The organism is Candidatus Paracaedibacter symbiosus, assembly GCF_000757605.1.
Classification (GTDB): Bacteria; Pseudomonadota; Alphaproteobacteria; order Paracaedibacterales; family Paracaedibacteraceae; genus Paracaedibacter_A; species Paracaedibacter_A symbiosus.
This window is the reverse complement of the sequence record NZ_JQAK01000018.1, coordinates 3677-5149: the sequence shown is the minus strand read 5'-3', so window position 1 is coordinate 5149 and position 1473 is coordinate 3677. Positions and strand designations below refer to the sequence as shown.

The 1473-nt window shown below is 59.9% G+C and carries 1 protein-coding gene and 1 pseudogene; both read left to right on the top strand.

All coding sequences use genetic code 11. The features are described from left to right. Window positions 1–102, top strand: a pseudogene (locus IG80_RS17110) (LOG family protein); the annotation flags it as partial. A 906-nt stretch (window positions 103–1008) separates the two neighbouring features. After that, the coding region (locus IG80_RS12890) for a vWA domain-containing protein (protein ID WP_032114208.1) at window positions 1009–1473 on the top strand (465 nt) is incomplete at its 3' end.

Genomic DNA, 1473 nt, shown 5'->3' with positions numbered 1-1473 from the left:
CACGGCGACGACCTCGAGGCGATGCTGGCGTGGATGAAGGCCTACGAGCCGGCGCAGGCGAGCAAGTGGATGGACGAAAAGCGGCGGAAGTCGCTGCCGTAGGGTCTCGTGGCGTCGCGGCGACTCCTGATTGCGCCGCTGCTCAGAAGCGGGGAACATCGCGTGGTCAACGACTCATGAGCATCGGTCACCGCGATCGTATGCGCACGTGGCGGAGATACTTCCCTTGTGAGTTTAGCTGCCGGCTAGTGTGGTGAGGGCCGCACCAGCTTTAGCCTCTAGTTGTTGTCGCAGGCCATGCCACGTTTTATCTAGTGCGGGGCATTGAGCTGAACCTCATCTTCCCCCACGACGATACTGGCTAGTGCACCTTGGACTCCGTCCAGCCGCAGAGTTCGGTCATCGATGAGGGCCAGCGAGGCGAGACGCGTAAGCGGCTTCCCATTCCTGTCATAGGCAATCGCCACTAGGCCTTGGGCACTAAACACAAGCACACTCGCACCCACCGGCACGCAGAGTTGCCCGACTCGCTCCACCCCCGCATCAACGAGAACCAGCTGGTATCCATTGCGGTAAAAATCTTGGCTGACATGCCAGCCGGCCGCGACGGCCGACTGCGCGGAGCGGGACGAGCTGGCGACCGGACTGCGCCTGCATCCCGGGATGTCCAAAAGTGGCTGCTTTTGGGCCGGTAGAGCAGTGGCGCTAACCAGCCGCACAGTGCCAATGCGAGGGTGGCAATCCGGGGATTGAGTTGCTCAGCATTTGTACCGATGGCTCGGCACGTGTCTGCGCAGAGCGTTCTGGCATGGGGCTTGCGGGGGCCATGATTTGCACGGCAAGGGCAAACAGCAGCCCTAATATAGAGGCGGTCGAAACGACCAAGGGCGCCCAATCGGCGGCGCTTCGGGGCACCCAAGCAAAGGTGTAAGGGGAAGGGGTCGCCATGCCGCATATTAGAACGGCCGCCTGCCGCGGCCAAGATTTCGCCTAAACTCGTTTCCACAGATAAGGAGATTCAACGAGTTCGAGCAAGTTCCTTTTGGCGCCAGCGCTTTCGCCGAGAATCCAGAGAACCGGTGCGCATGTCTGTTGCTGCTAGATACTTCCGGATCCATGAACGGGCAGCCCATTGAGCAGCTCAATGCGGGTCTGCTTCAATTCCAAGAGGAGTTGAATGCGGACTCCCTAGCGGCCAAGCGAGTAGAGGTTGCCATTGTTACTTTCGGCCCGGTGCAAACCATCACCGATTTCGTAACTGCCGACAGCTTCTACCCCCCTGTTCTTACATGCACGGGAGATACCCCGATGGGTGCCGCTATCGAGCAAGGCTTGGCTATGGTTCGCCAGCGAAAGGAGGTTTATAAAGCCAACGGGGTGTCCTACTACCGGCCTTGGGTGTTTCTTATCACTGATGGAGCGCCTACCGATAACTGGAAGCGGGCGGCCGAACTGGTGCGCGAGGGGGAAGCG